At 53.0% G+C, this 12,341-nt stretch carries 11 protein-coding genes; 4 read left to right on the forward strand and 7 right to left on the reverse strand.

What is annotated here, in order from left to right; translation table 11 throughout:
• Positions 1–9 precede the first annotated feature (9 nt).
• A complete protein-coding gene (locus tag F384_RS02240) occupies positions 10–1,143 on the forward strand; it encodes a porin (protein WP_046477110.1) in 1,134 nt (377 codons plus the stop codon).
• A gap of 407 nt (positions 1,144–1,550) precedes the next feature.
• Here the strand turns inward: F384_RS02240 and mnmH are convergent, their stop codons facing one another.
• From mnmH to ppiB, 5 genes are all read right to left on the reverse strand, one after another.
• Complete coding sequence (mnmH, locus tag F384_RS02245) at positions 1,551–2,621, reverse strand: tRNA 2-selenouridine(34) synthase MnmH (RefSeq protein WP_046477111.1); 1,071 nt, start codon at positions 2,619–2,621, stop codon at positions 1,551–1,553.
• A 97-nt stretch (positions 2,622–2,718) separates the two neighbouring features.
• Positions 2,719–3,786, reverse strand: a complete 1,068-nt coding sequence (purK, locus tag F384_RS02250) for a 5-(carboxyamino)imidazole ribonucleotide synthase (protein WP_046477113.1) — start codon at positions 3,784–3,786, stop codon at positions 2,719–2,721.
• Complete coding sequence (gene purE / locus F384_RS02255; RefSeq protein WP_046477114.1) at positions 3,783–4,292, reverse strand: 5-(carboxyamino)imidazole ribonucleotide mutase; 510 nt, start codon at positions 4,290–4,292, stop codon at positions 3,783–3,785. Before purE ends, purK begins: the two co-directional genes overlap by 4 nt.
• 222 nt (positions 4,293–4,514) lie before the next feature.
• The gene (lpxH, locus tag F384_RS02260; RefSeq protein ID WP_046477116.1) at positions 4,515–5,237 is read right to left on the reverse strand and encodes a UDP-2,3-diacylglucosamine diphosphatase; all 723 of its coding nucleotides are present in this window, start codon (positions 5,235–5,237) and stop codon (positions 4,515–4,517) included.
• Positions 5,238–5,239: 2 nt separating this feature from the next.
• Positions 5,240–5,734 (reverse strand): peptidylprolyl isomerase B, encoded by a 495-nt coding sequence (gene ppiB, locus F384_RS02265; protein ID WP_042324369.1) that lies wholly within the window; start codon positions 5,732–5,734, stop codon positions 5,240–5,242.
• Between the two features lie 174 nt (positions 5,735–5,908).
• Here ppiB and cysS point away from each other — a divergent pair, with 174 nt between their 5' ends.
• The gene (gene cysS / locus F384_RS02270; RefSeq protein WP_046477117.1) at positions 5,909–7,294 is read left to right on the forward strand and encodes a cysteine--tRNA ligase; all 1,386 of its coding nucleotides are present in this window, start codon (positions 5,909–5,911) and stop codon (positions 7,292–7,294) included.
• Between the two features lie 38 nt (positions 7,295–7,332).
• Here cysS and F384_RS02275 read toward each other — a convergent pair whose 3' ends face one another.
• The gene (locus tag F384_RS02275) at positions 7,333–7,857 is read right to left on the reverse strand and encodes a metal-dependent hydrolase (RefSeq protein WP_046497622.1); all 525 of its coding nucleotides are present in this window, start codon (positions 7,855–7,857) and stop codon (positions 7,333–7,335) included.
• A 242-nt stretch (positions 7,858–8,099) separates the two neighbouring features.
• On the opposite strand from F384_RS02275, the gene F384_RS02280 reads away from it, so the two are divergent.
• Both F384_RS02280 and F384_RS02285 read left to right on the forward strand, forming a co-directional pair.
• Positions 8,100–8,567 carry a hypothetical protein gene (locus F384_RS02280; RefSeq protein ID WP_155403969.1) on the forward strand — a complete coding sequence of 156 codons (468 nt, stop codon included), beginning with the start codon at positions 8,100–8,102 and terminating at the stop codon, positions 8,565–8,567.
• A 238-nt stretch (positions 8,568–8,805) separates the two neighbouring features.
• Positions 8,806–11,277, forward strand: a complete 2,472-nt coding sequence (locus F384_RS02285; protein WP_155403970.1) for an FKBP-type peptidyl-prolyl cis-trans isomerase — start codon at positions 8,806–8,808, stop codon at positions 11,275–11,277.
• 40 nt (positions 11,278–11,317) lie between these two features.
• Here F384_RS02285 and malI read toward each other — a convergent pair whose 3' ends face one another.
• Complete coding sequence (malI, locus tag F384_RS02290) at positions 11,318–12,334, reverse strand: Mal regulon transcriptional regulator MalI (protein ID WP_046497629.1); 1,017 nt, start codon at positions 12,332–12,334, stop codon at positions 11,318–11,320.
• Between the last annotated feature and the right edge of the window lie 7 nt (positions 12,335–12,341).

The raw sequence follows: 12,341 nt of genomic DNA on the forward strand, positions 1-12,341 counted from the left end.
GGAAAAATAATGACCATAAAAACAACAGCGCTGGCGGCATCGATCGGCGCAGCAGTGGCATTGACGTCTTTCGCCTCTCAGGCGGAAATCACCGTTCTGAAACAAGATCCACAGGCGGGCAATCCGCTGAGCCGTCTCAACTTTACCGTTGGCGGGAGTATTCGTCCTCAGTTCCAGAACATGACGGGCGATGACGGCGCAAATGGCTATAAACGTAATGGCTTCGATGGCGGCACCCGTTTCCGCTTCGCGGCAGATTACTATCTGTTTGATGACATCAGTTGGATCAGCTTCTACGAGCTGGGCGTCAACATTCCGGCGCAGTTCAACTGGGACAACCACTATGCTGACGGCGCGCACGACACCACCCGTCGTATGCTGTACACCGGTCTGAAGAGTAACACCTGGGGTACGCTGACCTTCGGTCAACAGAACAGCATCTACTACGATGTGGTCGGTGCGAAAACCGATATCTGGGACTATGACATGATTGGTCAGGCGCCGGGTAACGGGATTAACGGCGACTACGACGGTTCTTACCGTTCCCGCAAAATGCTGAAATATAAGAAAACGGTCGGCGATGTCGATCTCTACGCGTCTTATCTGTTCAGCGACGATTACAACCCGAACAACGGTCTGAACTACAAACGTAAAGGTGGTGGTTCACTGGGTGCGGATTATCACATTACTGACGATCTGAGCTGGGGGACGGCGTGGAACTACACGCGTGCGGAAATGCGCGGTAACGGCAACAAAACGTACGATCAGAACATCGTGGGTACTGCACTGAGCTGGACGCCGGATAACTGGACCTTCTCCCTGGGCGGTGGTTGGTACCAGAACTTTATGACCACCAAAAAAGTGTCGGTTAACGACTACTTTGCCGGTGATGCATGGGGTCTGGAATACTTTGCGGGCTATAAATTCCCAATCAATCAGTATGCGTTGAAATCCATTCAGCCGTACTTTATGGGTGATCGCATTGAATATGTGAATGGTCGCAACTACCTGCGTACCGACAACGGTGTGGGGATCAGCTTCCAGCTGGATTACGGTTTCCGTGTTGATTACGAACACGTCTTTACCTCCAGCACTGACGACCTGGGTGATATGAACCTGGTGCGTCTGCGTTACGACTTCTAAGTCTGATGCTGTGCCCGGTGACGCTGACGCTTACCGGGCCTACAGGACTGTAGTGATTTGTGTGCCCGGTGACGCTGACGCTTACCGGGCCTACAGGACTGTGGCGATTTGTATGCCCGGTGACGCTGACGCTTACCGGGCATACAGGACTGTGGTGATTTGTATGCCCGGTGACGCTGACGCTGACCGGGCCTACAGGACGGTAGTGATTTGTGTGCCCGGTGACGCTGACGCTTACCGGGCCTACAGGACGGTAGTGATTTGTGTGCCCGGTGACGCTGACGCTTGCCGGGCCTACAGGACGGTAGTGATTTGTGTGCCCGGTGACGCTGACGCTTACCGGGCCTACAGGACGGTAGTGATTTGTAGGCCGGATAAGACGCGTGCGCGTCGCCATCCGGCAATTTTTAGTGGCTCAGCCACTGAGCAACCTCTTCAAACGTCCCGCGACAGACAATTTTCCCGGCTTTCTTTTCCAGTTGATAGCGATACATCGGATCGTAATACTCTTCCAGCAGCGGCACTAACCAGCTGAAATGGGTCTCGGTGCTGCCGGTTCGACGCTGCTCATCCAGCGCCACGTCCAGTTTTGCGGTCAACTCGTTGAATCGCTGTAAACCCAGACGCCGCTTAATTGCAAAAAGCCCGTGATGCAGATAGTCGCTGTATTCCCGCCATCCCTGCTCTTCGCCATACGCGTGGGTGAAATCATGATGCATCCGCACAAAATACTCGTCACGCAGGCGCTCAAGACGCCGCTCGAATGGATCGTCAATCACGGCGATAGTGGCCTGAGCCATGCGCTCGCGCAGACATTCCGGCAGATGATTAGAGCCAATCATCCGGCCTTCATCTTCCAATACCCAGCGTGAAGCCTGCTTTTTGAGAAGCGTCACCGCCAGTAGATTTTCGAAACTTGCCTGACTGAGCTGAGGTTCCAGGGTGCGGCCAAAAGAGGAGCCGCGATGATGGGCCAGTCCCTCGAGATCCACCCCGTTTTCCTGCTGTTGCACCAGCTGCGTTTTGCCATTGCCGGTGCAGCCGCCAATCAGCACGATCGGTTTTTGCACCTGCTCTTCTGTGGCGGCAATCGCGGCCTGGCGTAGCGCCTTGTAGCCGCCTTTGATCAACGGGTAATCCACGCCAGACTCGCGTAGCCACTGCTGGACAATGTGGGAGCGCTGACCGCCCCGGGCGCAGCAGAGATAGCCCTGCGGGTGTTGCCGACAGGCTGCGCGCCAGGCATCCAGTCGCTGCTGACGAATTTCACCGCAGACCAGTTGATGGCCGAGTTCAAGCGCGGCTTCCGGCCCCTGGCGTTTATAGCAGGTCCCCACGGCGGCGCGCTCATCATCATTCATTAAGGGCAAATTTATCGCGCCCGGCATGGCACCCTGTTGAAATTCAACCGGGGCGCGGACATCAATTAAGGGCGTATCGGCGGTAAGGATCGCGCGATAGTCCGTTCCATCGTTCATGTGAAATCCTGAAAAAGACAAACAGCAATGGAGGGGATTTTACGCGCTGAAAGAGAAGGCGGGAAAGCATAAGTTAAACTTCCCCGCGATATAAGGCTTATTTGAGCTGAGTTTGTGCCCAAAGGATACCGCTGGCGTACTCCGTCGGCAGCAGCGGCGAGAGCGCTTCCAACGTGGCGCTCAGGCGCGCGGTGTCGCTGTCGGTCAGATTCAGGTGACCGACTTTACGCCCCGGACGCACCTCTTTGTCGTACCAGTGCAGATGCACTAACGGCAGCTTCAGCCAGTCGTAATTGAGGTCGCTGCCAATCAGGTTCACCATCACCGACGGGCTATCCACCACCGGTGCCGGTAGCGGCAGACCGGTAATCGCTCGCAGATGCAGCTCAAACTGGCTGATGCTGGCGCCGTTTTGCGTCCAGTGACCGCTGTTGTGTACGCGCGGGGCCAGTTCGTTGATCAGCAATCCTTCCGAAGTGACAAAACACTCCATCGCCATCACGCCGACGTAGCCCAGTTCCTGCATGATAGCGGAAAGCATCGATTCGGCCTGCGTCTGCTGTTTCGCGTCAGCCCGCGGGAAGGCGACGCTGGTGCGCAAAATGCCGTCCTGATGCAGGTTACGTGTCAGCGGGTAAAACACCGTGCTGCCGTCATGCGCACGCGCGCCGACGAGGGACACTTCACCTGAGAAGTTGATACCCTGCTCGACAATGCATTCGCCGTAGTTGTCGTCCGGCAGTTGATCGGTTTCATTGGCGCGTAGACGCCACTGACCACGGCCGTCATAACCGCCGACGCGACGTTTCACAATAGCCAGTTCGCCCAAACGGTTAAAGATGGCAGGCCATTCGCTTTTGTTCGCCAGCAGCTGCCACGGAGCGGTCGCCAGGTCGAGCTTATCGAAAAGCTGTTTTTGCGTCAGACGGTCAGCAATGATCGGGAACACGTCGCGGTTCACGAAGGCCGGATGACGTGCCAGTTCACGCGTTAAAGCGGTTTCCGGCCAGCGCTCGATTTCTGCGGTAATGACGCTCTGCTGAAAAGGGACGGCAGCCGGTTCTGCATCCAGGCCAACCGGCCAGACGGCGATGCCCAGCGGTTCACCAGCCTGACGCAGCATCCGCCCTAACTGACCGTTGCCCAGCACGCAAACCTGTTTCATGCCGCACCTCGCGGATCCGGATTCTCCAGCACTTCATCCGTTTGCGCGTTGCGCCAGTCGTTCAGGCGCTGATGCAGCGCTTTGTCATGTGTCGCCAGGATCTGTGCCGCCAGTAGCGCCGCGTTAGCCGCACCCGCTTTACCAATCGCCAGCGTACCGACCGGAATACCGCGCGGCATCTGCACAATAGAGTACAGGCTGTCGACGCCGCTCAGCGCCGCGCTTTGTACCGGAACACCCAGTACCGGCACCAGCGTTTTCGCCGCAATCATACCAGGAAGATGGGCCGCGCCACCCGCGCCAGCAATAATCACCTGATAACCGTTCTCTTCAGCGCTTTCGGCAAAGCTGAACAGTTTATCGGGGGTACGGTGGGCAGAAACCACTTCAACGTGGTGCGGGACGTCCAGGATTTCAAAAATTTCGGCGGCGAACTGCATGGTAGCCCAGTCGCTTTTGGACCCCATCACGATGGCGACACGCGCCGGATTATTGCGGGAAGACATGCGTCTGAAAACTCCTGTGGTGCGGGACACACTGCTTTTGAGGCCACAAAGAATAGCACGTTATATTGGCAAGGAAAACGGTTGCGTAGCACAAGCCTCACGCTGACCTGAATCTTTGCTATTGAGATTAATACACTGTAGAAAGCGGGTAGATCGGTGCGACGGTTGGCACTCATGATCATCGCGTGTATTCCCGTATTTAGTAATGAGAAGGCTTTTTTCTCAAAACGGGAAAGCGATCAGCTCCACATCGTCTGGCGTGACTTTGACCATCGATCCTTCGCGATGCCAGGCACCTAACACGACGCGAAAGGCGGGTTCGCCGTTGACGGTGAGCGCGTGAACATCCGGGCGATGGGTATGACCGTGAATCAGCCACTTGACGTGGTGTTTTTCCATCTCTGTGATAACCGCATGTTTGTTGACGTCCATAATCTCCATCGATTTATGGCGGTTGGCGGCTTTACTGTCGGCCCGCATCCTGGCGGCCACGCGTTTGCGAATAAACAGCGGCAGGGCAAGGAACAGCGTTTGCAGCCAGCGTTGATGGACTTTCGCGCGAAACGCCTGATAACCCACGTCATCGGTACACAGCGTATCGCCGTGCATAATGAGCACCCGGCGACCGTACAGATCGAGCACGTTTTCCTGGGGGAGCAGCGTCATGCCGCTTTCACGGGCGAAGCGTTTGCCAATCAGGAAATCACGGTTACCGTGAATGAAAAAACAGGGAACGCCGGATTCGACAACCGCTTTAATGGCGGCGGCCATTTCACGGTGTAACGGGTTGGGATCGTCATCGCCAATCCAGGCTTCGAACAGGTCGCCCAGGATATACAATGCGTCGGCCTGACGAGCTTCACCCGCTAAAAAACGCAGAAAACCGGCGGTGATCGCCGGTTCTTCCGTGCAGAGATGAAGATCTGCAATAAACAGTGTCGTCACAATTACTCGCTGACGGTCACGTTTTCGATAATCACGTCTTCTTTCGGTACGTCCTGGTGCATGCCGCTGCGGCCGGTCGAAACGCCTTTGATCTTGTCAACCACGTCCATACCTTCAACCACTTCTGCAAATACACAGTAGCCCCAGCCCTGCATGCTTTCGGCGGAGAAGTTCAGGAAGTCGTTGTCGGCAACGTTGATGAAGAACTGCGCTGTCGCGGAGTGCGGAGCCTGAGTACGCGCCATTGCCAGCGTACCACGGGTGTTTTTCAGACCGTTGTTGGCTTCGTTTTTGATAGCGTCTTTGGTGGCTTTCTGTTTCATGCCAGGCTCAAAACCGCCGCCCTGAATCATAAAACCGTTGATCACACGGTGGAAAATGGTGTTGTTGTAAAAACCTTCGCGGCAGTAGTCCAGGAAGTTTTTAACTGTTTCAGGCGCTTTATCATCAAACGTTTTGATTACGATATCGCCGTGATTAGTGTGGAAAGTAACCATTTTTGCATCCTGTTCCAATATAGTAGTGCTTTAACCCAACTAAGGGTCAGAGTTAGGGAGGTGTTATAGCATAACCACACGCTGTGATCACCTCGCAAAGTGTGCTGCTTCCCGTCCCAATTATGGGTATTATACAGACTTTGTTATCCACACACGTCTTACACGGAATCTTCGATGTTAAAAATCTTTAATACACTGACGCGCCAAAAAGAGGAATTCAAACCCATTCATGCCGGGGAAGTCGGCATGTACGTGTGTGGTATTACCGTTTACGATCTCTGTCATATTGGTCATGGCCGTACGTTTGTGGCGTTTGACGTGGTTGCGCGCTATCTGCGCTTCCTGGGCTACACGCTGAAGTACGTGCGTAACATCACCGATATCGACGATAAAATCATTAAGCGCGCAAATGAAAATGGCGAAAGCTTTGTCGCGCTGGTGGATCGTATGATCGCCGAGATGCACAACGATTTTGATGCGCTAAATATTCTGCGTCCGGACCTGGAGCCGCGCGCGACTCACCATATCGCCGAAATTATTGAAATCACCGAACAGCTGATTGCCAAAGGTCATGCCTATGTGGCGGACAACGGCGACGTGATGTTCGATGTTCCGACCGACCCGAACTACGGGCAACTGTCGCGCCAGGATCTGGATCAACTGCAGGCCGGCGCGCGCGTGGACGTGGTGGATGTGAAGCACAACCCGATGGACTTCGTGCTGTGGAAAATGTCCAAAGAGGGCGAGCCGAGCTGGCCGTCACCGTGGGGTGCTGGTCGTCCTGGCTGGCACATTGAGTGTTCCGCGATGAACTGCAAACAACTGGGTAATCACTTCGATATCCACGGCGGCGGTTCTGACCTGATGTTCCCGCACCACGAAAACGAAATTGCCCAGTCCACCTGTGCGCATGACGGCGAGTACGTGAACTACTGGATGCACTCCGGGATGGTGATGGTTGACCGCGAGAAAATGTCAAAATCGCTGGGCAACTTCTTTACCGTGCGCGACGTGCTGAAATATTACGACGCGGAAACCGTGCGCTACTTCTTGATGTCCGGCCACTATCGTAGCCAGTTGAACTACAGCGAAGAAAACCTGAAGCAGGCGCGTTCTGCGCTGGAGCGCCTGTATACCGCGCTGCGCGGGACGGATAAGTCTGTTGCGCCCGCTGGCGGCGAGGCGTTTGAAGCGCGGTTTGTTGAGGCGATGAACGACGATTTCAACACGCCGGAAGCGTACTCTGTGCTGTTCGACATGGCGCGTGAAGTAAACCGTTTGAAGGGGGAGGACATGGCCGCCGCGAATGCAATGGCTTCTCACCTGCGTAAAATTTCTGGCGTGCTGGGTCTGCTGGAGCAGGATCCGGAGGCGTTCCTGCAAAGCGGCGCGCAGGCGGACGACGGAGAAGTTGCAGAAATTGAAGCGTTGATTCAACAACGTCTGGATGCCCGTAAGGCCAAAGACTGGGCGGCCGCGGATGCGGCGCGTGACCGTCTGAATGAGATGGGGATCGTGCTGGAAGATGGTCCGCAAGGGACCACCTGGCGTCGTAAGTAATGTTCAGTCATGCCGGATGGTTTCATCCATCCGGCAAATTAATGTCGTCGGTACCACCACAGCAACCCCATCAACAGCGCTCCCGGCAACCACACCCACAGTAACTCGGAAAGAATGACCTGGTGCCCGTATGGCGTGGTATAGCGCGACAGAGCAAACGGCGCGACCTTGATCACCTGCCACGGTGCGAAAAAGCGGTCGTCCGACCATGGCCAAAGCCAGCCAACGCCTTTGCCACCGGTGGTTATCGAATCGAGCAGGCTGTGCGACAGCAGCGAAACTGTCAAAAATAACCAGCAACGCATTAACCCGGCTTTAAACCATCGTCGCCCCACCCACACGCAGACCAGCGGAACCACTAATGCGAACAGCAGCGAATGGGTAAATCCGCGATGTCCGAACACGTTTCCATAGGACACACCGAGTTTAAACGAAAGCACATCGGCGTCCGGTAGCATTGCAAGAGCGATCCCGGCAAACAGTAAACGCGGGGGAATCACTTTCAACCCCAGGCCCAGTCCAAGGCAAATCGGGACGGCGGCATGGGTAATAATGGTTGGCATAATAATCATCCGAAATAAATGAATACATTAAGATATCCTGAGTGAGATATATTTGCTATGTAAATGAATTTTTTGATTAATGATGTTTTCATGAATGTATATATAAATTCTGAATGAAATCCTAAAGTGTGCGTTTTTGATAATGAAGGATTGTGTAGCACTTTTTTGTGTGTGCATAATGGCAAGATACTCTATTCTTTATTTCTGTGTTAGTAGTTGGCCGTTTTTTGAGGGATTGCATTGTGACGACTTATCGTACATCGAACAGATATGTCAAAAAAGCATTAAAAATATTGTTAATGATAGCCCCGGTGCTTGTTACCGGATGCCAACAACATTCACAGTCTGAATTAGTAACAGGGAAAAACGCCCCAACCTCTGTCGTTTCCAGTTCGTTGCCTTCGCCTCAGATAACCCCTGCTGCGCCAAAAGCAACCAGCGTTGAGGTATCTGAAGGAGCAGCGTCAGCCTGCCAGAAAGAACTGATTGCTCTTTCTAAAGTGAATCAGAATCAATATGCGAAAAAGAAAGCGGCATTTGAACAATTGCTGGATAGCGCGTCTGTTTATACGTCCGTGCGTGAAGATATCGGTTCACAAACGCGGGATACCATGGATGCGCTATATAAATATAAAACGCAAAAGCTGTGTAGCGATATTGAACAAACCGTTCGTCAATCTTTGATTAACAGAGGGGAGGGTTTTAAATGAACGCGTTAAAAATGAAACCTCTTTTTTTTTTACCCTTCCTTTAATTATTTGTGGTATTGCTGTAGGGGATGCTTTAGCCAGAGATAATACAGCAGCAGTACAATCGTTAGATATCATTACCTCTCAGACCAGTGATATTCCCGCCTTACTGACAGAAAAAACTATCGATTTGCCTGCTCCCGTTATTTCAGCACCGCGATCGGTTAAAAAACACAAGCCAAAAGCAACTAAACGCGATTTGAGTGGGATTCAGATTGCTCCCGTCAGTGAAAAGGAGACCGCTGCACTTCATAAATCGCTAAGCGATGCGCAAACACAGATAGCCACTCTGCAACAACAGTTGCAGAGTGCAAATCAACAACTCGCAGAGAGAGAAAATCAGTTGGCGGCTTTGCACGATGACGGCGAGCAAGATAAAAGTAATGCCGCGGCAGTGCAGCAAAAACAATTGGCAGAAAACCTGAATGAAATTAATAAACTTAAAACACAGTTAACCGACCTGCTTGCTGAGAAAGTGGCGAATTCTCTTGAGTTTGCCACGGAGAAAACACGTGACAATCTGGCGCTTACCCAGCTTAAAAAGTTATTAACGGAGAGCCAAAATCAGGGCGCTGCGCTGAATAAACAGATTGCCGCACTGGCGGCTGAGCAAACGGCGAATGCCAGGGCGCTGGCGGAAGCCAAAGCGGGTGACAGCACTGCCGTGGCTGAGCTGAAACAGACCCTGAGTAAAAGTCAGGCAGAATCAGCCGCGTTAAAAAATAGCCTGACTGACAGTCAGAATCAGGGCGCAGCGCTGAATAAACAGATTGCCGCACTGACGGCTGCGCAAACGGCGAATGCCAGGGCGCTGGCAGAAGCCAAAGCGGGTGACAGCACTGCCGTGGCTGAGCTGAAACAGACCCTGAGTAAAAGTCAGGCAGAATCAGCCGCGTTAAAAAATAGCCTGACTGACAGTCAGAATCAGGGCGCAGCGCTGAATAAACAGATTGCCGCACTGACGGCTGCGCAAACGGCGAATGCCAGGGCGCTGGCAGAAGCCAAAGCGGGTGACAGCACTGCCGTGGCTGAGCTGAAACAGACCCTGAGTAAAAGTCAGGCAGAATCAGCCGCGTTGAAAAATAGCCTGACCGACAGTCAGAATCAGGGGGCTGCGCTGAATGAACAGATTGCCGCACTGACGGCTGAGCAAACGGCGAATGCCAGGGCGCTGGCGGAAGCCAAAGCGGGCGACAGTAACGCCGTGACTGAGCTGAAACAGACCCTGAGTAAAAGTCAGGCAGAATCAGCCGCGTTAAAAAATAGCCTGACTGACAGTCAGAATCAGGGCGCAGCGCTGAATAAACAGATTGCCGCACTGACGGCTGAGCAAACGGCGAATGTCAAAGCGCTTGCGGAAGCTAAAGCGGGTGACAGCAACGTTGTGGCTGAGCTTAAACAGGCTCTGGAAAAAAGCCGGGCGGAATTGGTAACGTTGAAAAATAGCCTGACCGACAGTCAGAATCAGGGCGCTGCGCTGAATAGACAGATTGCCGAACTGACGGCTGCGCAAACGGCGAATGTCAAAGCGCTTGCGGAAGCTAAAGCGGGTGACAGCAACGTTGTGGCTGAGCTTAAACAGGCTCTGGAAAAAAGCCGGGCGGAATTGGTAACGTTGAAAAATAGCCTGACCGACAGTCAGAATCAGGGCATTGCGCTGAATAAACAGGTGGCAGAACTGACGGCTGAGCAAACGGCGAATGCCAGGGCGCTGGTGGAAGCCAAAGCGGGTGACAGCACTGCCGTGGCTGAGCTGAAACAAGCCATGGATAAAAGCCAGAATGAAACGGCGAAGCTGAAACAATCACTGAATGATAGCCAGAACCAGGTTGCCGAACAGGTAAAACAGATAACTGATTTGCGAACCAGTCTGGGCGACAATGATAAATCTCTGGCTGATGCGAGGGAGATGCTGGCAAAAAATAAGACCCAGCAGGATGAAGCGCAGAAAAAACTCCTTGAAGCGACGGCAAAACTGGATGCGCAAAATAAGCAAATTGCCACTTTATCGACCACCAAGGCTGGGGCTACGACGCCGGCCCCCGTCTCTGAAGAACAACTTCGTTCTTATGCTCTGGGAACGCTGTGGGGCCAGGAAGTCAGAGGGGCGATGGCGAATGTCCAGACTGATGGATTCCTGCTGGAACTGACGCAGGTGATAAGCGGGGTTTCTGACTCGATCAAAGGGCAGTATAAAGTACCGGAAAGTAAGCTCATGGCTGAACTGGATGTCATGAATAAAAAGGCCATGGAACGGCAGAAAAGTGCCAGTGCCAAAGCGGATAAGAGTAACAATTTCATCAGTACTTTTAGCAGCAAACCGGGAACGAAACGAGCCGATATGGGCTACTACTACCGCATAACTCAAAAAGGGCGGGGTAAAATCGCGCCCACTGACGAGGTGGCGATTGCGGTTAAGGAAAGCCTTTCCAACGGTAAAGTGATCAAAGATATGGCGAAAAGTGGGAAGCTATTAGTGTTGCCGCTGGCCAATTTCCCACCGTTATTTAATTCAGCTATCAGCAAAATGAACAAAGGCAGCAAGTTGATTATGGCCGTTCCGCCTGAACTGGCTTATGGTGAACAAGGACGTCCACCGGAGATCCCGCCTTCTTCTACGATGGTGTACGAAATTACTGTTGTTGATGTGCGACCCGCCGCGGGTCGATGAGTCTTGTAACGCCTGCCGGTTTTGCCGGGCATTTTCTTTTCTATGCCGATTCCCGGGTGATCAACTGGCCTGACAGCGTGATCCGTTGTATCTGTCTCTCTGGTTCTTTTAGCTGGCCGATGATCAACCCGGCGGCCTGTCTTCCGGTTTCTTCACTGGCGGAAGAGACATAGGTAAACGATGGAGAGGTGAGATTTACGTGCAGCATATCTTCAAAACCAATCAGCGCCACCTGTTGGGTCAGAAATACATCTTTACCGAGGGTACGGCCGACCTGATGGATACCGCTTATGCAGCCAATAATGGCATTGGGTGAGTGGCAAAGCAGAGCCGTGATAGTGTTATTTTGTTCCAACAGATTGCGGGTGGCAATGCTGGCGGCGTAGGTATCATCGTCACATGCAGGGGTCGACTCTTCTTTATAGACCATGCCATTTTGTGCCAGCGTATTGCGAAAACCCTGTAATCTCTGCTGGCGAATCAGACAGTCTGGTCGACCGCCAATATAGCCAATGCTGCGGTGTCCGCGTTCAATCAGATAGCGGGTGGCAAGGCTTGCTGCCTGGCGATTATCTCGCATCACCAGATTGCAGTTTTCTTCAATCAGCGATTGAGATACGACAACCAATGGTAAAGGGCACTGGCGCACCTGTTCGGGGAGTACAGTACGAGTAGGGTCTGACGACAGATAGATGACACCAGCCACACCTTGCTGTTTGAAGGAGAGCAAGCAGCGCTCCAGGCTTGTCCGATCATCCTGTGGCTGACCCAGAAAAACCATAAAGCCTTGCATTTCCAGTTCCTGAACAATACTCGCCATCACCTTGATGGAGAAACTGTCACTGAAATCGCGCAGGATCAGTCCGATCAAGTTGGAGGTGTTGGCACGAAGATTCGCTGCGGCGATGTTATGAACATAGCCAAGCGTATTGATGGCAGTATGGACCTTCTCAATCGTTGCCTCTGAGATTTTCCCTTTCTGGCGTAGCACCAGCGAGACGGTTGAAACCGAGACGCCCGCCTGCTTTGCGACATCAATAATGCTGACTTTCTTCAAAATCGCT

It is taken from the genome of Citrobacter amalonaticus Y19 (assembly GCF_000981805.1).
GTDB classification, from domain to species: Bacteria; Pseudomonadota; Gammaproteobacteria; order Enterobacterales; family Enterobacteriaceae; genus Citrobacter_A; species Citrobacter_A amalonaticus_C.

What these genes read in the sequence shown, in the direction of transcription:
- F384_RS02275 (WP_046497622.1), bottom strand. Translation starts at nt 7,857, where the DNA reads ATGCCAACCATTATTACCCATGCCGCCGTCCCGATTTGCCTTGGACTG.
- purK (WP_046477113.1), bottom strand. Translation starts at nt 3,786, where the DNA reads ATGAAACAGGTTTGCGTGCTGGGCAACGGTCAGTTAGGGCGGATGCTG.
- mnmH (WP_046477111.1), bottom strand. Translation starts at nt 2,621, where the DNA reads ATGAACGATGGAACGGACTATCGCGCGATCCTTACCGCCGATACGCCC.
- cysS (WP_046477117.1), top strand. Translation starts at nt 5,909, where the DNA reads ATGTTAAAAATCTTTAATACACTGACGCGCCAAAAAGAGGAATTCAAA.
- F384_RS02240 (WP_046477110.1), top strand. Translation starts at nt 10, where the DNA reads ATGACCATAAAAACAACAGCGCTGGCGGCATCGATCGGCGCAGCAGTG.
- ppiB (WP_042324369.1), bottom strand. Translation starts at nt 5,734, where the DNA reads ATGGTTACTTTCCACACTAATCACGGCGATATCGTAATCAAAACGTTT.
- purE (WP_046477114.1), bottom strand. Translation starts at nt 4,292, where the DNA reads ATGTCTTCCCGCAATAATCCGGCGCGTGTCGCCATCGTGATGGGGTCC.